This window comes from Lelliottia sp. SL45 (genome assembly GCF_026672535.1).
In the GTDB taxonomy this organism is placed as follows: domain Bacteria; phylum Pseudomonadota; class Gammaproteobacteria; order Enterobacterales; family Enterobacteriaceae; genus Enterobacter; species Enterobacter nimipressuralis.
In genome coordinates this window covers 3,452,786-3,473,961 of record NZ_JAPPRH010000003.1, presented here as the reverse complement: position 1 = coordinate 3,473,961, position 21,176 = coordinate 3,452,786, and the positions used below count along the sequence as shown (strand labels likewise).

The following is a 21,176-nucleotide window of genomic DNA, read 5'->3' as shown; positions in this document are numbered from 1 at the left end:
CGTATGGCGGTAAGGAGAACCACGATGTATGCCAAATCTTTCATAGCCCTTGACGGTCATGGTCGTCTCACCGGAGCCCGAACGGCACAGCGGTATCCGTATGACCGCTACACCTGCCATCTGTGCGGCAGTGCGCTGCGTTACCATCCTGAATACAACACTGAGCGACCGTGGTTTGAACACCGGTCCGACATGATGACAGATAACGGGGATCAGCATTGTCCGTATGTCAGACCAGAGCCTGAGGAGGCCTGTCTTACCCGGCAACTTAAATATTATGTACCCCATGCCCGCCCGCTTGTTTACCAGTATGACTGGCACTGCAGTGGCTGCGACAGCCATTACCATGGCGAGCACTACTGCCTGCGCTGCCGAACCGGTGAGTTCAGCAGAATGCTCTCTGAGCGGAAATCCGGACGGCAGAGGTAAGGGGATGCGCCTGCTGAAATGTTATCTGGCAAATGACCGTGAAGGTCACTTTGTGACGGCCGGTGAGGCAATGAGCGCACAGGGGCAGATATGGAGCTGTGCTTCCTGTGGATGTCGTCTGGTACTGCATGCCGGCACTTTCAGCGACCCGGCGTGGTTTGAACACGATACGCTGGCCGTGTCCCGGGATGTGCTGATGAACTGCGCTCATCTCGACCCGGAAGTGAAAGCGGAGGCCCGGCACAGGAAGCTGCGCAATATGCTCAACGGACTGGATGCAACGGTAATGACGCTGTCCTGGTACTGCGCGTGGTGCGGGGATCATTACCATGGTCTGAAGCACTGTTACCGGTGTCAGACCGGTATCTACAGCATCGAAGAAGTGAACTGGCAGAGAAACTACTGCTGCAGTATCAGGTAGTCCCCCATCCTTATGAACGCGATACCACCACAGAGGGGGCCTCCCTGATTTAATCCAGAGAGAGTTTGCATTGTGAATCAATCTTATATCCGGGCGTCTGATGCTGTCAGCGTGCGTTTCTGCAGCGGGCCGTTGACCATGACCCGGAACTGGTGGCGCTCAGCGTTACGCCTGGATTGCCGTACCGCGAGAGTATGGCCGATTACCGGTCATTGATTCTGCGTTTGCATACCGAAGTCAGGCAGCGAACTGGTGAATCAATCGAACTTTTAGGTGCCTGGCGGAGCTTATGGCTACAGTTTCTTCCGCATCGGATCCCTATAGCAAAGCAAAAGTTTAAAATCACCAACGTGTCAGCTTACAACAACGCGCTCAGGCAGCATGGTTCGATTACAGTCTGGCTTGATGAATCAGCTATTGCTGCATGGACTGACAGTGCACAGCCTGAAGGCCGTAGCCGATCTCTCCACTACACCGATATGGCGATCACCCAGGTTCTGATGAAGCGCGTGTTAAACCTGCCGCTCCGGGCATTAGCTTCATTGACTCGATTTTTACCTGATGGTTCTGCCGCTGCGCTGACTACTCTCTGGTCAGCAATCGTGCAAAGCGCGCCAACATCAGCATAAAGACGCCAGCCCGGGGGGGAATCTCGACTCTGGTTATCGATGCTACTGGCCTGAAGGTCTTCGGCGAAGAGGAATGGAAAGTCAGGCTAAAGGGGGCTGGCAGGCGCAGAGTATGGTGCAAGCTCCATCTGGCCGCAGACACGAAATGGTAGAGTCTTAGGGCGTGGTGTAAATTCGGAAGGATGGTGAGAGCCATCGGTTTATCCGGTAAGGTAATGGTTAATCAGACAATTATCTTAGAAGGAGTCAACCGATGGCTGACAACAGCATGACATTCAGCAACACCCTGATGTAACTTGGCGGCGAGGATTTTCTGCGTGAGCTCACCGAGTTTATGCTCAACCGCATCATGGAAGCTGATGTTACGCAGCGTATCAACGCAGAGCCTCACGAGCGCAGTATTCAAACCGGCATCGGCGATGTCTGCATCAAAGTGCCGAAGGTCAGGGATCGCAGTGGCAGCGGCATTCGCTTCAACAGCCCCCTGCTACCGCCCTACCTGAAGCGGGCTAAATTTGTTGAGGAGCTGTTGCCCTGGCTGTACCTGCGTGGCATTTCTACCGGCGATTTCAACGAAGTGCTGTCTGTCTTACTCAGCGAAGGCGCTTCCGGCCTCTCAGCCAGCACCATCAGTCGTCTGAAAGCGCAGTGGCTGGATGAGCACCATGCCTGGGCGATACGCGGTATGTCTATCTTTGGGCTGATGGCATTTACAGCAATATACGGCAGGCTATGCCTTCTGGTTGTCATCGGCGTCACTGAACACGGACGTAAAGAACTGATAGCGGTTGAAGATGGCTACAGGCAGTCGGAATCCAGCTGGTACGAGCTCCTGAGCGGCCTTCGCTCACGTGGGCTGACGGCATCGCCGAAGCTGGCAACCGGCGATGGGGCTATGGGCTTCTCGAATGCACAGGCAAAGGTGTTTCCTGATACCCGGCACCAACGCTGTCTGGTACATAAGACCGCTAACGTAATGGCTTCCTTGCCGAAGTTGGTGCAGCCGAAGATAAAAAGTGACCTGAGGGATATCTGGCTGGCAGAGAATCGTGAGTCAGCAGACACGACGCTGGATGCGATGCTGGTGAAGTATGGCGACAAATATCCGGCTGCCATGAAGAAGCTGACGAAGGATCGCGAAGAGCTGCTCGCTTTCTACGATTTTCCGGCGGCGCACAGGGCGTCAATAAGGACGACTAATCCCGTCGAGTCAGCGTTTGCGACAGTCAGGCTACGCAGCAAACGGGCGAAGAACTGCGGCTCAAAAGCAACGACGCTGGCAATGGTATTCAAGCTGCTCCAGACAGCGCAAAAAAGCTGGAATCGACTTAAGGGGGTTGAGCTGTTGACTCTGGTGGCCAACAACGTGCCGTTCAAAGACGGCGAACAGGTGGACGATGAAGCATCAGATCGGAGCGTTGCCTGATGGCTTCATACACCAGATTTGACAATAACTCGTAAGCCATTTGCCCTCCAGTTTCGTGTTACGTTCATGCGCTGATGAAGGTTCAGATTCTCTCCTGACCGACTGACGTCTCAAAATACCACGTAGTTTCCCAATTAAATCCATCGTTCTGTTTCCTTTTAATCCTGCCTGGCAGCAATATAAATGTAAGCGCTACGGCAATGACGTCTGTCGACGCCTCTTAGTTCCGCCGATGACAGAATCGGCATCCCCACGCCAGCGGGTAACCTACGCCATGCTGTTCAGACTCGACCTGGTTCAGCGCTCACTACAGCCCGGTGCCGGCGCATTTCTGCTTGTCGTCCCTGAGCTGATGGTACTGGGCGATACGACAAGATACCGAGTTATAAATCTTTCAGTGAAAAGTCAACGTTAAGAAATAATCAGTCACACACGTTTTGTGTGAAATTATACAATAAGAAAAATAAAAAAAGCCGCACGGGGCGGCTGCTGGTAAATCTAAACGTCCAGACAAACAGGGAATAGTGTGGATTTGCAACAAACGATTCATTGTTTCATATTGAGGGATGCTGGCAAGTTGCCTTGACTGGTAATTTTATATATCAAAATGATTTATTTTTTCGTTGGCGGTATGTTGCGTCATTCCTTTTATAAATCCGCATTTTTTGCAAACTGGCTTTTTGCCAGATATTGTAGTTTACCCCGGCTCAACCGAAATGGCGTTACGGCGAGTGAAAATGAGAGCATCTTTGAGTCAGGCGGTGGACGCCGTAGGGCCATCCCGGTTGCGTCTGAGAATATTGTCGCTTAGCTGAAAATACTTAGCATTCACTTTTTTATAAAAATCTTATTGAATACCGGGCTTTGTTATGAGCTGTAACCGAAGGCACGTTCCGTTATTAACAGTCTGTCCTGTGACCTTCCAGCAGATGCATTGCTCGGTGAAATACTTAAAAACTAGCGGAAACAGCATGGCAACATCTCTGAAACGTATCGCAGTGGGATTCTCCACCCTTTTTCTTCTTTCTGCCTGCACCACGAATCCTTACACTGGAGAGTCACAGGCGGCTAAATCGGGTATAGGTGCAGCGACAGGGGCAGCGCTTGGTGCCGGGATCGGTATGCTCTCTTCCTCGAAAAAAGACCGGGGTAAAGGTGCGTTGATTGGCGCCGCGGCAGGTGCTGCTCTCGGCGGCGGAATTGGGCACTATATGGACGTGCAGGAAGCGAAGCTGCGCGATAAAATGAGAGGTACCGGGGTTAGTGTGACCCGTCAGGGCGACAGTATCGTGTTGAATATGCCCAATAACGTTACCTTTGATACGGGCAGCAGTACATTAAAACCTGCGGGTGCCAACACCTTAAGCGGCGTTGCGATGGTGCTCAAAGAGTACGATAAAACGGCGGTAAACATTGTCGGGCACACTGACAGTACGGGGACGCGAGACAAGAACATGGTGCTGTCCCAACAGCGGGCAGAGAGTGTCGGGAGTGCGCTGATTATTCAGGGAATTAATGGCACACGCGTGCGTACCCGTGGTGTGGGGCCAGATAATCCGGTTGCATCGAACGGTACGGAAGAAGGTAAAGCACAAAATCGCAGGGTCGAAATTACGCTCAGCCCGCTTTGATTTATTTATTAATGACGGGCGTTATATCCGACGCCCGTCTTTTCTCAATCAGAAGCTTACACCAGCTCCCAGATACACACCATTTGCGACGATCCTGTCATACGCCAGCGAACGCCACCTTCGGCCTCGCGATAGTCATTCACGCCACCAGAGAGCGAATCAGGAGAATAATACCCTGAACCATACAGGCTAAATTTCTCAGTGAGTGGCCATTCCAGTTTGCGACCCACCGCCACAGCAAAGCCATCATCCGCATTTTTGGGGAGAGAGATAGAGCACTTTTCCACCGCCTGAAATATTTATCGTACCTGACGGGATAATGAGGCCTATCGCCAGCCCCTTAACATCTCCGTCGTTGTCATTATATGCCCAGTTGAGAGCTGAGTATAAATCGGTGGACTCGGTGCCCAGACCTGCACTGACGTCAGTGTAATGTTCTCCCGCCTGACTTTGAATACTCAGGGCGTGTGCGCCGGTAGCGCCACCCATTACCATTAAGGTCATGACCAACTACATTTTCTTCATGAAAAAAGTTCCGTTTCTTTGTGAGCGTGCGGTTTTTATAATGACGCTACAGAAACAAGAGACAGATAATTGTTTCTGTGTGATCGTGTTTGTCGGGTGTGCACAACCTCCGTTTCCACCCTTTGATAACTCTGTTAAACGAGGTTTAGGTTGGTTTGGCCCCTATATTTCCATACACTTTTTATCACTTAACCCATTACTGGTTCGCCGCCGCAGATATTCCCGTGGCGAACGATACCCCAGTGCACTATGCGGATGCCATTCGTTGTAATGTTCGAAGGCCTCCGCGAGGTTCTTTACCGCTGTTAACCCGTCTGGTTTCGGCATGATGCTGATGTAATCGCGCTTCATCGTTTTGACGAAGCTCTCTGCCATCCCGTTGCTTTCCGGGCTACGTACCGCCGTATGTTTAGGCTCCAGTCCTACCATTCTGGCGAACTGACGCGTCTGATAAGAACGGTAGGCTGAACCGTTGTCTGTCAGCCACTCAACGGGGGATGTCGGCAGGCTGTTACCGAAGCGACGCTCCACGGCACCCAGCATGACGTCCTGCACGGTTTCACTGTCATATCCACCAGTACTGGCCGCCCAGTGAAGTGCCTCGCGATCGCAACAGTCCAGCGCGAACGTGACCCGCAGTTTTTCACCGTTATCACAGCTGAACTCGAAGCCGTCAGAGCACCACCGCTGGTTACTTTCTCCAACGGCCACTTTCCCTGTATGCGCCCGCTTCGATGGCGGTATTTCCGGTTTACGCTCAAGCAGCAGCGCATTCTGACGCATGATGCGGTATACGCGTTTGGCATTGATCACCGCCATGTCGTCAGTTTCTGATTGTCTGCGCAGCAGTGCCCACACCCGACGATAACCATAGGTGGGCAGATCGCCGATAACGGTATGGATACGGGCCAGCGCGTCGGTATCATCAGGCTTGCGCTTGCACCGACGATCCTGCCAGTCCTTCGACCGACGGGCCATGGCATGCAGTTGCGCACGTGAGACACGGAGGCAACGACTGACAAGGCTTATTCGCCATCCTCCGGCAACAAGGGCACGTGCGCTATCCACTTTTTTTGTCGGCCATATTCAACGGCTTCTTTTAGCAGCTCGTTTTCCATGGTTTTCTTGCCCAACAGGCGCTGCAGCTCTTTAATTTGCTTCATCGCAGATGCCAGCTCCGATGCGGGCACAACCTGTTCTCCTGCGGCAACGGCTGTGAGGCTGCCTTCCTGATACTGCTTACGCCACAGGAACAGCTGACTGGCAGCAACGCCATGCTGACGGGCGACAAGCGACACGGTCATTCCGGGCTCAAAACTCTGCTGAACAATGGCGATTTTTTCCTGAACACTTCGCCGTCTGCGCTTCTCTGGACCTAAAACATCAATCATCCGAACTCCAACGACTAGTCTAAAAACTAGTATTAAGACTATCACTAACTTAAGTGATACCAACTGTCTGGAGATTCATGGGGCCAGTCTATAGGTATCGCCCCCGTATTTAATTTTCAGGTGCACCTGTAGCTACTCCTGAGGCTAATCACTCACAGCCTGCAGCAGGTAACATATTGCATGTTCAATACTATTTTATTTCTGTTTTTTTACCGTTTTGCCGGCGTGCGAAGTTTATCGAACTTTTTACTGGTGCTGTCTTCTTCTCGCAATGTCGACGGGAAGGCGGGGCTTACTTGTCGAAGGTGGGCAAAGGGTTTGAGCAGAAGATCAGCCCGAGCGCTGCCAGAAGTACTACAGCGTAAAATTAAGCAACCCCATAGCACTATGCACGGCAATACAGACTTTAATCAGCACAGTGAGCGTTGTATGCCCTTCACGAAGGGCGGGTAAATGTTGAGTCGGGAGTCCAGAGCATAACCCATGCCGCACCGTAAAGCATAAAGAGCGCCACTGCTCCGGGAGGCTGAAAGGACGCGCAAAGAAGCGTCAGGCAATTTTCCCTTAAGCCGTGTGAGGGCATCCGTTCGGATTAGTTCGCGTAGAGGTCAGTCTGCTTCGTTATCAAAAACACGGACGGAGCCGACTTTCTGATAAAACTCCCTGCGCTCCTGGCATTCCACGCAGGTACTGACGCCGGGAAGCAGCTGGCGACGGCGTTCGGGTATGCTGACACCGCAAAGCCGGCACTCTTCAGTGCCAGAAGATGCAAGCTGCGCGCGAATGGAGGTTAAGCCCTGTGCGATGAGCTGTTCTTCTGCGCCCTGCGCCTCATCTGCAATATCAGCCATGACGGTATTCTCCCCCGGTTTTTTGAGGTGCTGAGCCGCGAACACAACGCTGTTCGCAGTATGCCTTACGTGCCTGCGCCCACTCCAGATTAACCCTGAACCGCGCTGCCGTTGATGCATCCTGCCAGAACAGCGCGGCATCGTGATAATTACCTTCTCGTTCCGCATTGACCGCCTGTTCTGCCAGGCAGCTGAATTCACTGTATGGTTTCATTGCTGGTTCCTTGTCCTGTGCCTGCGATCCTTTGCCCTTTCACTGTCGGGGGCCGTGATAGTAGAGCCGGGATTAAGTCTGTACCCGAAACTCTGGTTAATTGGCTGAGAATAATAAATGCAGCATTAACCATTATTTTATTCTCCGGGTAATGCAAGTGTTTTTTAGATCTTATTTTTATATCAAAATAAACATGTTTTCTTTTTTAAAATAGTCTGGGGTGTTTTTTTGTGTAATTTTAAACATTGAAGGGGCGGGTTATTTTTGGCTGGCATCCATTTACATCGCATTATAAATTGTGCAAACTTAACCTGATGGTGTTACGGCGAGAGCGAGTGAAAATCCAAATCAAAAGCATCTTTGTGTCGGGCTGTGAAAGCTGTAACACCATCCCTTTTTCAGCTTATGCAAGGCATCTGCCATTCAGATGCAATCAGCGCAACTGATTATTGCTGGTAGTGAAAGATATATTTTTATGTCTGTTGATATAATTTAACTGAAAGGGACGTCATGTCTGAGATTTGTATTGTAACCGGTGGCTCCAGCGGTATAGGTAAAGCAACCGCGCTCCTTGCCCTGTCACGTGGCTATCGTGTTTACAATTTTGATTTATTCGCGCCAGAAGCTGAACCGCCAGAGTCTTGCGGAATATTTGTCAAATGTGATGTAACAAATCGTAATGACGTGGACGAGGCTGTCAGTTCCGTCTTTGCACGGGAGAGCAGAATTGATGCATTAGTGGTAAGCGCTGGTGTGCATTTTTCTGCAAATATAGAGCAAACGACAGAAGATGATTTTAACAGAATTATGGATGTCAACGCCAAAGGCACCTACTTCCTGTTAAGGTCTGTGATCCCTTTTATGAAAGAAAAACGGAAAGGCAGCATCGTCATTGTATCCTCCGATCAGGCTATTATCGGCAAGCCAGACAGCTTTGCTTACAATTCATCAAAGGCAGCAATAGCCTCAATGGCAAGGACTGTTGCTCTGGATTATGCACAGTCTGGTATTCGCTGTAATGCGGTATGTCCCGGGACGATAGACACGCCCCTCTATCGAAATGCTGTCCAGCGTTATGCCTTAAAAAATGGACTGGATCCTGAGCAGGTTCACAGGGATGAAGCTCAGGCGCAGCCATTAGGCAGAATAGGTACCCCTGAGGATGTCGCATATTTTATTGATTTTTTAATGAGTGAAGCTTCATCGTTTATCACCGGCGCATTACTTCCGGTTGATGGCGGCTATACGGCCCGATAAAAAAGGAATTAAGGAAAATGAAGCAGATTCACTGTGTGGCAAGGTTTCTGGCGAAGAACGGGATGGCCGATGAGCTTGCAGACAGTCTGCGTAAACTCATCCCGGATACCCTGTCTGAAGAAGGCTGTATGGGCTATGAACTGACGCGGGAAATCGAGTATTCAGGCGCTGATGGCACAACATGGGATGTCTGTCTGATTGAAAAATGGAAATCAAGGGCGGATTTTGATCTTCACTGCAGAATGCCCTACGTTGTTGAATTTTTTGAAAATACAGCAGCCGTACTTGTTGAGAAATCAGATGTTCGCCTCTATTGCATATTAGTTTAAGCATTTAAGACCTTTAAGGATATTTTCCATCACGTCTTCCCGGGTTACGCCTGTGAATATTTCGCACTCGCCCGTGTATTTTATTGCAACCCAGTAACCCTGGGCCGTTAAGTAGGTCAGTCTGATATCCTGGCCTGCGATATTGATAACTTCGCTTGATTTTGAATGATTAACTGTGATGTCAGGCATGACGATTGAAAAGTTCCTTTCAGATCCATTGATAACGATTGATTGCGGTATCATCCTTGTAAAGGATTTAAAACACCGTTTTATTGCATCGAATGCTGTTTTTTCCCGTCTTGCGGGGAAAAGATTCGACTCTCTGGTCGGCCTAAATGATTTTGATATGCCCTGGGCTGATAATGCAAGTATTTATGTAAATCATGAAAAAGACATACTGAGAGGCGATAATTATTCGGTTGTTGAGCCTCTGAACGGTACGACACCGGTTAATCTGATGACAACCAAGAAAGTTATTTATGATGCGGCGGGTAAACCGGCAGGAACCATAGCCACCGCAGTGGAAATTACGCAAAACATAAACTTCTTCAATCTTGCAGGCAAATCAGAAAGTATTAAAGTTTGTAACTATGGTGAGAAATATAACCTGACAGCCATCGAGTCAAAAGTGATGTATTTTCTTCTCAAGGGGTTAAAACGAGCAGCTATCTCTGAAAGTACGGGCATTTCTTTAAAGTCTGTTGACTTTCATCTGGCAAACCTTAAGAAAAAGTTTGGGGCGGATAATACGACAGAGCTGGTGATCCTTGCTTACCAGCGAGGCTATCAGGACATTATCCCTTTCTCAATTAAATTCTGAAACCTGTAATTTTTCTAGTATGCCTGAATTAAAAAACGAAGTTAAATACCCGTAAGTCAGGGAAGGGGCTCTGCGGGTTCCAGATTAATACCGCTCTGTACGAAGGGGGAAGGATAAACCTGCATCAGGACAGGCGGTGTCCCTGTCAAAAACATGAGTCACAGGTTTGCGCGAATGGCGTATTTCTGGCTGATGTATTTTCAGTTCAGCCCTTTTCAGGAGTCTGACTGAAACAAGGTAAATAAAAAAACAAACGGAGGACAGACAATGAGCTATCAGTCAGAAATACCGAAGTCCCGGGTCAACATAAAGCTCGATCTGCATACGGGAACAGCTAAAAAGAAGGTTGAACTTCCCCTGAAGCTGCTGGTTGCCGGTGATTTCAGCAACGGTGCCGAACAGCGTCCCCTTTCTGAACGCCAGAAGGTCAACATTAATAAAAATAACATGAACAGCGTGCTGGCGGAATTCTCGCCGTCAGTCAGCATGGCGGTGGAAAATACCCTGGCCGGCGACGGCAGCGAAGATGCGATTACGCTCGCCTTTCGCGACATGAAGGATTTTGAACCGGAACAGGTCGCCCGTCAAATTCCACAGCTGAAAGCCATGCTTGCCATGCGCAGCCTGCTCCGCGACCTGAAGGCCAACCTGATGGACAACACCGCCTTTCGCCGGGAGCTGGAAAAAATCCTCCTCGACCCGTCACTGAGCGCTGAACTGCGCGGTGAACTCTCCGCCCTTGCCCCGAAACAGCCATAACGCCCGCAGCACGTAACGGATTAACAAAGAGAAGATGCTCATGTCTGTACAGAATGAATTGAACACCGGTGGCGAAACCGTTGTCCTGGACCGTCCTTCCGCCGGCGGGGTGTATGCCTCCCTGTTTGAAAAAATCAGCCTGAACCCGGTTTCTGAGCTCAGCGCGCTGGACATCTGGCAGGACGCGCAGGCGATGTCGGAGGCGACCGCGAATGAACGTCTGACGGCCGGCATGCAGGTGTTTCTGGAGTGCCTGACGAAAGCGGGCTCAAAGGTGGAGAAGCTCGACCGCAACCTCATCGACCACCATATTGCGGAGCTGGACTACCAGATTAGCCGCCAGCTGGATGCGGTGATGCACCACCCGGACTTCCAGGCCGTTGAAAGCCTGTGGCGGGGCGTGCAGTCCCTGGTGGATAAAACCGATTTTCGCCAGAACGTGAAGGTTGAGCTGCTGGATATGTCCAAAGACTACCTGCGCCAGGATTTTGAGGACGCGCCGGAGATTATCCAGAGCGGGCTCTACCAGCACACGTACGTTTCAGAGTACGATTCTCCGGGTGGAGAGCCTGTTGCGGCCCTGATTTCCGCGTACGAGTTTGATGCCTCCGCGCAGGACGTTGCCCTGCTGCGCAACATCTCGAAGGTCGCTGCTGCCGCGCACATGCCGTTTATCGGCTCGGCCGGCCCTAAATTCTTCCTCAAGGATTCGATGGAAGAGGTGGCGGCCATCAAGGATATCGGTAACTACTTTGACCGGGCGGAATATATCAAGTGGAAATCCTTCCGTGAAACCGACGATGCCCGCTATATCGGCCTGGTGATGCCGCGCGTGCTGGGACGTTTACCGTACGGCCCTGATACCGTGCCGGTGCGCAGCTTCAACTACGTTGAGGACGTCAAAGGGCCTGACCACGAGAAGTATCTGTGGACCAACGCCTCGTTTGCCTTTGCCGCCAACATGGTGAAGAGCTTCATTAACAACGGCTGGTGCGTACAAATCCGCGGCCCTCAGGCCGGTGGTGCCGTTCAGGACCTGCCCATCCACCTGTATGACCTCGGCACCGGCAGCCAGGTGAAAATCCCGTCAGAGGTGATGATACCGGAAACCCGCGAGTTTGAGTTTGCGAACCTGGGCTTCATCCCGCTGAGTTACTACAAGAACCGCGATTACGCCTGTTTCTTCAGCGCTAACTCCACCCAGAAGCCGGCCCTGTACGACACGGCTGATGCGACCGCCAACAGCCGCATCAACGCCCGTCTGCCGTATATCTTCCTGCTGTCGCGTATCGCTCACTACCTGAAGCTGATTCAGCGTGAAAATATCGGTACCACCAAGGACCGCCGTCTGCTGGAGCTTGAGCTCAACACCTGGGTGAAAGGTCTGGTGACCGAGATGACCGACCCGGGCGATGACCTGCAGGCCTCGCACCCGCTGCGCGATGCTAAGGTGGTGGTGGAAGACATCGAGGACAACCCGGGCTTCTTCCGCGTGAAGCTCTACGCCGTACCGCACTTCCAGGTGGAAGGTATGGACGTCAGCCTGTCGCTGGTATCCCAGATGCCGAAAGCAAAAGCATAAGCCAGGAGCAGGGATGAAAATTTATCGTCCGCTTTGGGAGGATGGGGCCGCTCTGGCCCCGCAACAGTTCCAGCAGCAGGTTCGCTGGAATGAGTACGTTGCCGACATGGTCGCCCGGATGGGTATTTCTCATCCCTGGGGCGTGGTGGCGGCAGAATTTGATGATGCTGCACTGGTGCTCTCGCGCCTGAACTCTACCCGTCTGGTCGTACGTTTTCAGGACGGCACAATTGTTGATACGGATCTGGCGGATAATATTCCGCCGGTCTGTGATTTGTCCGTCGCAAACGGCTTTGAAGCTGTTGAGGTGGTTGCCGCACTACCGCTGCTGAGTGCCAGTGGTGGCAACCTCGATAACGGGCAGGAGAGCGAACGCCCCCGTCGCTGGAAAGCTGAGCGCGTGGTGGTGCAGGAGCTGGCCGGGCATGAAAACGGTGAGCTGGCGATCCTGCGCAATGCCATCACGCTGCGTCTGTCCACCCAGGAAAACACGGCATACCTGACCTGTCCGGTGGCTCGTCTGGTGCGGAATGCGCAGGGGCAGTGGAGCCGTGACCCGGCCTTTATCCCGCCGATGCTGTCCGTTGCTGCAAGCCCGTGGCTTGCCACCGAACTGGGCGACCTGCTGGTCCGTCTGCAGGCCCGCCGTCGTCGCCTGATGTCCATGCGCCGTGAAAGCAATGAGCGGATGGCCGACTTTGCGGTCGCGGATGTCTCCCTGTTCTGGCTGCTGAATGCCCTTAACAGCGTCGGACCGGTGCTGACGGAACTGCTTCAGACGCCTGAACGTCACCCGGAGCTGCTGTACCGCGAACTGACCCGTCTTGCCGGCAGCCTGCTGACCTTCTCACTGGAGCATGACGCCGACGATATTCCTGCCTATCAGCACGATGCACCGGAACGGGTATTCCCGCCGTTGCTGGCACTGCTCGATAAGCTGCTGGAAGCGAGCCTGCCGTCACGGGTGGTGAATATTCACCTGGAGCACCAGGATCAGATCTGGAAAGGTGCCCTGCACGATGCTCGCCTGCGTGAAGGGGCTGATTTCTACCTCTCCGTTCGTTCCTCGATGCCGAACCATGAACTTCAGACGAAATTCCCGCAGCTGTGTAAAGCGGGCAGCCTGGATGATGTGTCCGATGTGGTGAATGTGGCCCTGAGCGGGATGGTTATCAAACCGCTGACGCATGTTCCGGCCGCTGTCCCGTTGCGTCTTGAGAACCAGTATTTCTCGCTGGATCTGAGTAGTGAGGCAGCGCGGGCGATGCTGGAAGCGGGAAGCTGCACCTTCTATACCCCGCGTTCACTGGGAGATGTGAATCTTGAACTCTTTGCGGTGCTGCGCTCATGAATAAATCCGAACTCAGTCAGATTGAACGTATTTTCTACCCGGGCTGGTTGATGGCCAGCCAGCTGCGGGGTGGTCAGGAAGTCCGGGACGGGGAGGGGCTTTACCGCCGGGCCTGTCGTCTGGTGCAGGAGGCAAAAGGGGCGCTCACGGAGGCGGGCTACAGCGACATCAGCCGTGATCACATGGTCTATGCGCTGTGTGCCCTGCTTGATGAGAGCGTGATGAATCGCGGAACCACCGATGATGGTTACCTGACCTGGCGTCGCGATCCGTTACAGGCCCACTTCTTTGGCACCCTCAATGCCGGTGAAGAGCTGTGGGAACGTATTCGCAACCTGCTTAAAGAAACAGCACCAGACATCGCGGTGCTGACCTGCATGTACCGCACTTTGCAACTGGGCTTTGTTGGTCAATACCGGGCCGAAGACGATGAACGACGCGAAGATGTGGTGCGGGCGTTAGGTGAGCGGGTGCCGGCCTTTACGCTGGCACAGGACGCCCCCATCGTTGCCCGGGCATCACGCCTGCGCAGCGGTCGTCGCTGGTACTGGCTGACCTGGGTTGTGGCCGCTGTCGCCCTGGTGGCTCTGTGGTTCTTCCTTTCGTCTTCGCTTACCGAGCTGGTAAGCCAGACCGTCAGGCCGGTGTAAGCGATGCGGGATGCATACCGAAGTCTGTTAACTGCCCTGGGTGCCGTGCTGGCGCTGTGGCTCATTCTGGGATTCTGGCCACTGTCCACGGGTAGCCGCGTGGCACTCAGCCTGCTGGTTGTTCTGGTGTCCGGGGTGATGTTGTGGCGTCAGCGTCGGGCTTCGCAGGCGCGGGCGACCGCTGTACGGGAAATTGTGGATGAAAACCTGCCGCCGGAAGATTTTCAGGGGGCGGTTATCCTCGTCTGTGGCGATAACGCCCCGCTGTTTGTGTCCGGTTCCCGTCACCGGGAAACCCGGCAGGGCTGGTATCTGTGGGTGAAGGATGCGGAACAGCTGCCATTCCTGGCACAGCACCTGAGTCTGGTGCGCCCGGCACTGGTGTCGCAAACCTCCGTCATGCTGGCGGTGGTGCCTGAACAGCACACCTCCGGCGATGATTTTACCCAGTCCCTGCGAGGCTGGCAGCGTGCTGTCGTCCAGTGCCGTGCGACATTTGGCACTATCCCCCCGATGTGGACCGTGACCTGGGTATCACCTCCTGTGGCCTGCGCGGAGGCAGAGCCCGTCTGGTTTACCACGGTAAGCCAGCGAAGCGGTATTCAGGTGTATCAGCCTGGTCAGGGCAATGTGTCACTGACGGAGTGGACCCGGGAGACCGGTTCAGATGGGCGTCTTTCGCGTCTGAGCCAGGGCCTGTGGCTGGACAGTCTGCTTGCCTGGCAGAGCGGCGCGGTGAATGACCTGCTGTCGGTACGACAGGGTGAACTGCCGGTGATGAAGCCCTGCGTGCAGGGTATGTGCATGGTGCCGGTGAGCGGTATCGCGGGCAATCTCTGGCAACAGCACATCACCGCCGTGACGGCGCTGCCACCGGATGCCGTTGTGACGACAGAGCCACTGCCGCTGCCTGAACTGCTGATGCCGGCGTTACCGCGCCGACGTGGTGTCAGCCGCAGAATGGTGTTCTGGCGCTATGCCGGATTACTGGGCGGGATTTTCCTGGCACTGGCGATGCTGGCGTCCTGGGTGAATAACCAGCGTCTGATCCGCAATGTCGGTGATCACCTTGCTCTCTATCACCATCTGGACGGTCAGCCCGTTGCCCCCAAGCTCCGGGCGCAGCAGCGTCTGCGTGCTGACGGGGCGCTGCTGGATGACTGGCAGCGACGAGGGGAGCCTGTTCGCTACCGGTTAGGGTTGTATCAGGGACTGCGTCTGATCCCGCCGGTAGAAGCGGCCGTGAATGACTGGGCTCCGCCCCCGCCTCCGCCTCCGGTTATCAAAAAGATTATTCAGGGACCGAAAACCGTTCGCCTCGACAGCATGTCGCTGTTCGATTCCGGAAAAGCGGATCTGAAGGTGGGGTCGACCAAAGTGCTGGTGAACTCCCTGGTGGGGATTAAAGCCCGACCGGGCTGGCTGATTGTGGTGGCGGGTCACACCGACAACACCGGCAGCCAGCAGATCAACCAGCCGTTGTCCCTGAAGCGTGCTGAATCGGTGCGCAACTGGATGCGTGACACCGGTGACGTGCCGGAAAGCTGTTTTGCGGTGCAGGGCTATGGCGCAAGCCGACCGGTCGCCACCAATGACACGGCGGAAGGCCGCGCAGCCAACCGGCGTGTAGAGATAAGCCTTGTGCCGCAGGCTGACGCCTGTCAGGTGCCGGGCAAACCAGCGTCACCGGATGAAAGTGACGCATCAACTCAATAAATGGAGAAGTAAACCATGGCAATTCCTGTTTATCTGTGGCTGAAAGACGACGGCGGCGCGGACATTAAAGGTTCTGTGGACGTTCAGGATCGTGAAGGCAGCATCGAAGTGGTCGCTCAGGAACATAACCTGTACATCCCGACCGATAACAACACCGGCAAACTGACCGGTACCCGTATCCACACCCCGTTCCTGTTCACGAAGGAAATCGACTCCTCCAGCCCTTACCTCTACAAGGCTGTGACTACCGGTCAGACCCTCAAGTCTGCGGAATTCAAGTGGTACAAAATCAACGACGCGGGCCAGGAAGTGGAGTACTTCAACACCAAACTGGAAAACGTGAAGGTCGTTAAAGTGAATCCTGAAATGTATGACATCAAGGATCCTTCTAAAGAGAAGCACAACCACCTTGAGCGCATTGAACTGCGTTACGAAAAAATCACCTGGACCTACAAAGACGGCAACATCATTCATTCCGATTCCTGGAACGAACGCGCCACGGCGTAATCCTGATGCGGGCAGGTTTTCCTGTCCGCAGTTTTTTGGTGTGCCGGGCATGCCCGACAGCTTGGGGGTGAGAGTCCCCTGTCCAGCCTGATGGTGGCGAAGGACTAGTGAAGCGCAAGGGCGTCGTCGTGAGGCGGGGTCTGAAGGAAGTGTGGAGCAAAGTTATGACCTGACGAACAGGAATCTGATAAGGCCTATGCATTCGGATGAGCGAGCCAAAGGTCGCGAAAAGCCATAACCATCAAGGGGTGTGTAGGTAGATCAGGCAGGTGTGTAACGAAGGCTGTCGGGCTTACCCCGGGAGATCTGTATGTCGTCCCGTCCCCGGGACTGGATGCCTCGCAAGAGGCATCGATCGGCATCCAGAAGTCAGCAGAAGGCATAGTAGGGGAGACCTGAAGGCCTGAACAGTTATGAGTGGTGAGTATCACCGGAGGTTCAGAATGGCCATGCAGCAGAAAACGCAATGCGACCCTGTCAGGCGGAGACCGGGTGAAGCCCGGGTCATACGCCTGCCCGGGGCTGAAGCCGGTCTGGCACACCCGGAGGAAGAAAGCCCGTCGTCAGGTGACAATCTGATGGAAGTCATTCTCAGTCCTGAGAACCTGAAGCAGGCTCTGAAAAGGGTTAAAGCCAATAAAGGGGCCGCAGGTATTGATGGGATGAACGTACACGAACTTCCCGAATACCTGAAGCTGCACTGGGGGGAATTACGCACCAGTTTGCTGGTAGGCACTTATCAACCACAGCCGGTGCGCAAGGTGGAAATCCCTAAACCGACGGGAGGTTCCCGACAGTTGGGTATTCCGACGGTAGTTGATCGTTTTTTCCAGCAGGCAGTGTTGCAGGTACTGCAAAGCCTCTGGGATCCAACGTTCAGCGACAACAGTTACGGGTTCCGTCCTGGGCGATCTGCACATCAGGCCGTGAATAGGGCGAAAAGTTACGTGGAAGAGGGACACCACTGGGTGGTGGATCTCGATCTTGAAAAGTTTTTCGACCGTGTGAACCACGATGTTCTGATGAACCGGATAGCAAGGCGGTTAACGGACAAACGGGTACTGAAGGTGATACGCGCTTTCCTGAACTCAGGAGTGATGGAAGCGGGAGTCGTCAGACCCCAGACAGAAGGTACTCCGCAAGGAGGCCCGCTGTCCCCGCTCCTGTCGAATGTATTACTGGATGAGCTGGACCGTGAACTGGAAAAGCGAGGACTGAAATATGTTCGCTACGCCGATGACTGCAACATCTACGTCAGAAGCGAGAGGGCCGGAAAGAGGGTTAAAGAAGGCATCACCCGTTGGCTGGATAGTAAGCTGAGACTGAAAGTAAATGAGCAGAAAAGCGCGGTATCACCGCCTTATGACCGCAAATTTCTGGGGTACAGCTTCCGGCGTTACAACGGAAAAATACGGTGTGTCGTAGCCAAAGAATCGCTTAAACGATTTAAAAATCGAATAAGAGAACTGACAGGTAGAAACAGGGGTTGGAAACTCGAACGAGTGATCAGTGCTCTTCGCCAGTATCTGACAGGATGGCTGAACTATTACGCTCTCAACGAGAATGTATCTACAGCAAGACTGTTGGGTAAATGGCTCAGGAGAAGGTTACGTAGTCTGGTGTGGAAACAATGGAAAACATGCCGAAACCGTTACGATCAACTTCGAGAGAGAGGTGTAAATCATGACCTTGCAGCAATGACCGCAGGTGGTCGGCAAAAGCAATGGGCAATAAGCCAGTCTCAACCTCTGTGTATAGCGATGCCCAATAAATTTTTCCGAGATATGGGCCTGCCTGATATGTAGGTAGGTGACGATCAACATAACTGAACCGCCGTATACGGACCCGTACGTACGGTGGTGTGGGAGGAGGCGGTCCGTGAGGACTGCCCCTATCCCGATCTGAGTGCCTGTGTGAAACGGGCTTTCAGCAAAGAAAACCACAAACTGCCAGCCTGACCGTATGCGCTTTGGTCCCCTTCACGGGAAACAGCGATGGGCGGTAGCGTGTCCAGGAACCGACAAAGAGAGAGATTCATGGAAAATCCAGCCATCCTGTTGCGACGTCTGAACCCTTACTGTGCCCGTGCGATGGAAGGGGCGGCTTCGCTCTGCCAGACCCGTGCCCATGCGGAAATTTTGCCGGAGCACTGGCTGCTGAAGCTGCTCGAGCAGGGGGAAGGTGACCTGACCGTACTGGCACGCCGCTACGAGTGGGATATGGATGCACTGTGGCAGGATTTGCTCGGCTGGCTGGACAATCAACCGCGTTCGGTACGCCGCCGCCCGCAGCTGTCCGCAGATATTCAGAAACTGATGCAGGAAGCCTGGATGCAGGCCTCACTAGCCGGAGAGGAAAGTATCCGTAGTGTACACCTGCTGATGGCGCTGACGGAAAATCCACGACTTGCTCACTGCGACGGTCTGTGGCCACTGCTGACGCTCGGGATGAGCCAGCTCTCCCGCCTGCGTCCGCTGCTGGATGCACAATCTGATGAACGCCCGGAGCTGCAGTTTGAGGCTGAACTGGCCCAGGAGCATGGCAGTGACGTGGAGTTTGTGGGCCGCCCGGTCGGTGCAGAGCTGAAAGAAGGCGAACTAAACCCGGCGCTGCAGAACGCGCTGGATAAATTCACCCTCGATGTTACCGCCAAAGCGAAAGAGGGCAAAATCGACCCGGTATTCGGGCGCGACACTGAGATCCGCCAGATGGTCGATATTCTCTCACGCCGCCGTAAAAATAACCCGATTCTGGTCGGCGAACCGGGTGTCGGCAAAACCGCACTGGTTGAAGGTCTGGCGTTGCGTATCGCCGAGGGCAACGTCCCGGAATCGCTCAAGCCGGTCATCCTGCGCACCCTTGACCTTGGTTTGCTGCAGGCGGGCGCTGGCGTGAAAGGTGAATTCGAACAGCGTCTCAAAAACGTCATCGACGCCGTGCAGCAGTCACCGGCCCCGATTTTGCTGTTTATTGATGAAGCTCACACCATCATTGGCGCGGGCAACCAGGCAGGTGGCGCAGATGCGGCCAATCTGCTGAAACCGGCCCTGGCGCGTGGGGAACTGCGCACCATCGCGGCCACCACATGGTCTGAATACAAACAGTATTTTGAGCGCGATGCTGCCCTGGAGCGTCGCTTCCAGATGGTGAAAGTCGACGAGCCGGATGACGACACAGCCTGCCTGATGCTTCGCGGTCTCAAATCCCGCTATGCTGAACACCACGGCGTACATATTACCGACGATGCGGTGCGTGCTGCGGTGACACTGTCCCGCCGCTATCTGACGGGGCGACAGCTGCCGGACAAGGCCGTTGACCTGCTGGACACGGCGGCAGCACGGGTCCGAATGAGTATGGATACGGTGCCGGAAGCCATTGTAAGCCTGAAGACGCAGCTCACGGCGCTGGAATGTGAAGAGCAGGCCCTGCTGGACGATATCGTGGCGGGCAGCCTCCGGCAGGGCGACCGCCTGAGCGTGATTGCCCTGCAGCGCACGATGCTGGAAGACCGGCTGCAGCATCTGGCGCGCGAATTTGAACAGCAGCAGCTGACCGCCGTGGAGCTTAACGTCTGTCGTCAGGATATCAGTCGTCATTCGGACATCGCAGACCTCCGCCACCAGCTCTCGCTGCTGCAGGAGAACGACGTGCTGATACAGGTGGATGTTGATACCCGTACGGTCGCAGAGGTCATCGCCGACTGGACGGGCGTGCCGATCGCTTCACTGATGAAAGACGAGCAGACCGAACTGCTGACCCTGGAAAATGAAATCGGTAAACGTGTGGTCGGGCAGGATGCCTCCCTTAACGCTATCGCTCAGCGTCTGCGTTCGGCGAAAACCGGGCTTACGTCCGGGAACGGTCCGCAGGGCGTGTTCCTGCTGGTTGGTCCGAGCGGCACCGGTAAGACTGAAACTGCGCTGGCGCTGGCAGACGTGCTGTACGGCGGTGAGAAATCCCTCATCACCATCAACCTGTCCGAGTACCAGGAGCCGCACACGGTCTCGCAGCTGAAAGGCTCCCCTCCGGGCTACGTGGGATACGGTCAGGGCGGCATTCTCACCGAAGCGGTTCGCAAGCGCCCGTACAGCGTGGTGCTGCTCGATGAGGTGGAAAAAGCACACCGTGACGTCATGAACCTGTTCTATCAGGTATTCGACCGCGGCTTTATGCGCGACGGCGAAGGGCGCGAAATCGACTTCCGTAACACGGTTATCCTGATGACCTCGAATCTTGGTAGCGACCACCTGATGCAACTGCTTGACGAACAGCCGGAGGCCACCGAAGGCGATCTGCATGAACTGCTGCGTCCGATATTGCGCGACCACTTCCAGCCGGCGCTGCTGGCCCGCTTCCAGACGGTGATTTACCGTCCTCTTGCGGAAGCGGCTATGCGCACCATCGTTGAGATGAAACTCGCACAGGTCAGCAAGCGACTGAACCGTCACTACGGCCTGACCACGCAGATAGATGAGAGCCTGTATGACGCTCTCACTTCTGCCTGCCTGCTGCCGGATACCGGTGCGCGTAACGTTGACAGTCTGCTCAATCAGCAGATTCTGCCGGTGCTGAGTCAGCAGCTGCTGACCCATATGGCGGCGAAGCAGAAACCACACTCTCTGACGCTCGGCTGGAATGATGATGAAGGGATTGGGCTTGAATTTTCAGGCGCGGCTGAACGCTAATCC

General features: G+C 54.1%; 20 protein-coding genes and 1 pseudogene. 16 read left to right on the top strand and 5 right to left on the bottom strand.

Annotated features, from left to right (window positions below; genetic code table 11):
• Window positions 1–24: 24 nt before the first annotated feature.
• From OVA10_RS22850 to OVA10_RS22830, 5 genes and pseudogenes are all read left to right on the top strand, one after another.
• Window positions 25–429 (top strand): putative zinc ribbon protein, encoded by a 405-nt coding sequence (locus OVA10_RS22850; RefSeq protein ID WP_268196925.1) that lies wholly within the window; start codon window positions 25–27, stop codon window positions 427–429.
• Window positions 311–850: a putative zinc ribbon protein gene (locus OVA10_RS22845; RefSeq protein WP_268196870.1), complete on the top strand. Its 540-nt coding sequence runs from the start codon at window positions 311–313 to the stop codon at window positions 848–850. The genes OVA10_RS22850 and OVA10_RS22845 overlap by 119 nt, the downstream gene beginning before the upstream one ends.
• Before the next feature lie 320 nt (window positions 851–1,170).
• Window positions 1,171–1,622, top strand: a pseudogene (locus OVA10_RS22840) (transposase); the annotation flags it as partial.
• A gap of 170 nt (window positions 1,623–1,792) precedes the next feature.
• Window positions 1,793–2,905, top strand: a complete 1,113-nt coding sequence (locus tag OVA10_RS22835) for an IS256 family transposase (protein ID WP_268196924.1) — start codon at window positions 1,793–1,795, stop codon at window positions 2,903–2,905.
• 971 nt (window positions 2,906–3,876) lie between these two features.
• The gene (locus OVA10_RS22830) at window positions 3,877–4,536 is read left to right on the top strand and encodes an OmpA family lipoprotein (protein ID WP_268196869.1); all 660 of its coding nucleotides are present in this window, start codon (window positions 3,877–3,879) and stop codon (window positions 4,534–4,536) included.
• Window positions 4,537–4,592: 56 nt separating this feature from the next.
• Here the strand turns inward: OVA10_RS22830 and OVA10_RS22825 are convergent, their stop codons facing one another.
• The 5 genes from OVA10_RS22825 to OVA10_RS22805 all read right to left on the bottom strand — a co-directional run bounded on the left by OVA10_RS22825 (window position 4,593) and on the right by OVA10_RS22805 (window position 7,517).
• On the bottom strand, window positions 4,593–4,823 hold the full coding sequence (locus OVA10_RS22825; RefSeq protein ID WP_268196868.1) for a YfaZ family outer membrane protein: 231 nt from the start codon (window positions 4,821–4,823) through the stop codon (window positions 4,593–4,595).
• Entirely contained in the window at window positions 4,783–5,025 is a 243-nt protein-coding gene (locus tag OVA10_RS22820) for a YfaZ family outer membrane protein (RefSeq protein WP_268196923.1), read from the bottom strand. Before OVA10_RS22820 ends, OVA10_RS22825 begins: the two co-directional genes overlap by 41 nt.
• 198 nt (window positions 5,026–5,223) lie before the next feature.
• Window positions 5,224–6,452 (bottom strand): IS3-like element ISEc36 family transposase gene (locus OVA10_RS22815; RefSeq protein ID WP_172686953.1). Its coding sequence is split into 2 segments (ribosomal slippage): window positions 5,224–6,137 and window positions 6,137–6,452, totalling 1,230 coding nucleotides; the frame shifts between segments, so codons are not numbered across the junction.
• Between the two features lie 608 nt (window positions 6,453–7,060).
• Window positions 7,061–7,303: a TraR/DksA C4-type zinc finger protein gene (locus tag OVA10_RS22810; protein WP_268196867.1), complete on the bottom strand. Its 243-nt coding sequence runs from the start codon at window positions 7,301–7,303 to the stop codon at window positions 7,061–7,063.
• Window positions 7,296–7,517: an ANR family transcriptional regulator gene (locus OVA10_RS22805; RefSeq protein ID WP_268196866.1), complete on the bottom strand. Its 222-nt coding sequence runs from the start codon at window positions 7,515–7,517 to the stop codon at window positions 7,296–7,298. The genes OVA10_RS22810 and OVA10_RS22805 overlap by 8 nt, the downstream gene beginning before the upstream one ends.
• Before the next feature lie 510 nt (window positions 7,518–8,027).
• On the opposite strand from OVA10_RS22805, the gene OVA10_RS22800 reads away from it, so the two are divergent.
• From OVA10_RS22800 to tssH, 11 genes are all read left to right on the top strand, one after another.
• On the top strand, window positions 8,028–8,774 hold the full coding sequence (locus OVA10_RS22800) for an SDR family NAD(P)-dependent oxidoreductase (RefSeq protein ID WP_268196865.1): 747 nt from the start codon (window positions 8,028–8,030) through the stop codon (window positions 8,772–8,774).
• Window positions 8,775–8,791: 17 nt separating this feature from the next.
• A complete protein-coding gene (locus tag OVA10_RS22795; protein WP_268196864.1) occupies window positions 8,792–9,103 on the top strand; it encodes a putative quinol monooxygenase in 312 nt (103 codons plus the stop codon).
• A gap of 187 nt (window positions 9,104–9,290) precedes the next feature.
• Window positions 9,291–9,923 (top strand): PAS and helix-turn-helix domain-containing protein, encoded by a 633-nt coding sequence (locus tag OVA10_RS22790; RefSeq protein WP_050862711.1) that lies wholly within the window; start codon window positions 9,291–9,293, stop codon window positions 9,921–9,923.
• Between the two features lie 267 nt (window positions 9,924–10,190).
• A complete protein-coding gene (gene tssB, locus OVA10_RS22785) occupies window positions 10,191–10,682 on the top strand; it encodes a type VI secretion system contractile sheath small subunit (RefSeq protein WP_050862708.1) in 492 nt (163 codons plus the stop codon).
• A 34-nt stretch (window positions 10,683–10,716) separates the two neighbouring features.
• The gene (gene tssC / locus OVA10_RS22780) at window positions 10,717–12,264 is read left to right on the top strand and encodes a type VI secretion system contractile sheath large subunit (protein ID WP_268196863.1); all 1,548 of its coding nucleotides are present in this window, start codon (window positions 10,717–10,719) and stop codon (window positions 12,262–12,264) included.
• 13 nt (window positions 12,265–12,277) lie between these two features.
• A complete protein-coding gene (gene tssK, locus OVA10_RS22775; RefSeq protein WP_174340227.1) occupies window positions 12,278–13,615 on the top strand; it encodes a type VI secretion system baseplate subunit TssK in 1,338 nt (445 codons plus the stop codon).
• Window positions 13,612–14,265 (top strand): type VI secretion system protein TssL, short form, encoded by a 654-nt coding sequence (tssL, locus tag OVA10_RS22770; protein ID WP_268196862.1) that lies wholly within the window; start codon window positions 13,612–13,614, stop codon window positions 14,263–14,265. Before tssK ends, tssL begins: the two co-directional genes overlap by 4 nt.
• Before the next feature lie 3 nt (window positions 14,266–14,268).
• Window positions 14,269–15,981 (top strand): OmpA family protein, encoded by a 1,713-nt coding sequence (locus OVA10_RS22765; protein WP_268196861.1) that lies wholly within the window; start codon window positions 14,269–14,271, stop codon window positions 15,979–15,981.
• A 15-nt stretch (window positions 15,982–15,996) separates the two neighbouring features.
• Window positions 15,997–16,488 carry a type VI secretion system effector Hcp gene (hcp, locus tag OVA10_RS22760; protein ID WP_024558534.1) on the top strand — a complete coding sequence of 164 codons (492 nt, stop codon included), beginning with the start codon at window positions 15,997–15,999 and terminating at the stop codon, window positions 16,486–16,488.
• Window positions 16,489–16,931: 443 nt separating this feature from the next.
• Entirely contained in the window at window positions 16,932–18,293 is a 1,362-nt protein-coding gene (gene ltrA / locus OVA10_RS22755) for a group II intron reverse transcriptase/maturase (protein WP_268196860.1), read from the top strand.
• Between the two features lie 231 nt (window positions 18,294–18,524).
• On the top strand, window positions 18,525–21,173 hold the full coding sequence (tssH, locus tag OVA10_RS22750) for a type VI secretion system ATPase TssH (protein ID WP_268196859.1): 2,649 nt from the start codon (window positions 18,525–18,527) through the stop codon (window positions 21,171–21,173).
• Window positions 21,174–21,176: the final 3 nt, after the last annotated feature.